The sequence below is a fragment of the Pseudomonas sp. 51_B genome (assembly GCF_017491595.1).
In the GTDB taxonomy this organism is placed as follows: Bacteria; Pseudomonadota; Gammaproteobacteria; order Pseudomonadales; family Pseudomonadaceae; genus Aquipseudomonas; species Aquipseudomonas promysalinigenes.
Map to the genome: position 1 here is coordinate 1 of NZ_JAFGYW010000491.1, position 428 is coordinate 428.

The 428-nt window shown below is 66.4% G+C and carries 1 protein-coding gene; it reads left to right on the plus strand.

The window, feature by feature from the left end; genetic code table 11:
• On the plus strand, positions 1–428 hold a 428-nt coding region (locus tag J5M56_RS25880), incomplete at both ends, for an RICIN domain-containing protein (protein WP_207938170.1).

Genomic DNA, 428 nt, shown 5'->3' on the forward strand with positions numbered 1-428 from the left:
GTGCCAGGGCGCGGGCGCGCTCAACGATCAATTCAATCTGTATCTGCCCGTCGTCGCGGCCACCAACGTCACGGCGGCGAACAGCAACCTCTGCGTGAGCGTCAATGGCGGATCGACGGCCGCCGGCGCATCGATCGTCCAGGGAACATGCTCGAATCAGGGCGCCACGGGCTGGTCGCTGCTGCCCGCCGGCAGCGGCTATCACGTCGTCTCGCAAGGCACCGGGCAATGCCTGAACGTATATGGCGGATACACGACGAGCGGCGCGCCGATCATCCAGTATCCGTGCCAGGGCGACGCGCAGACGAACGATCAATGGACGCTCGTGCCCGTCGGCTCGAAGTACCGGCTGATTTCGGTGTCGAGCGGCATGTGCCTGAACGTGAGCGGCGGCTCGCTGTCGCCGGGCGCGCCGCTGATCCAGTACC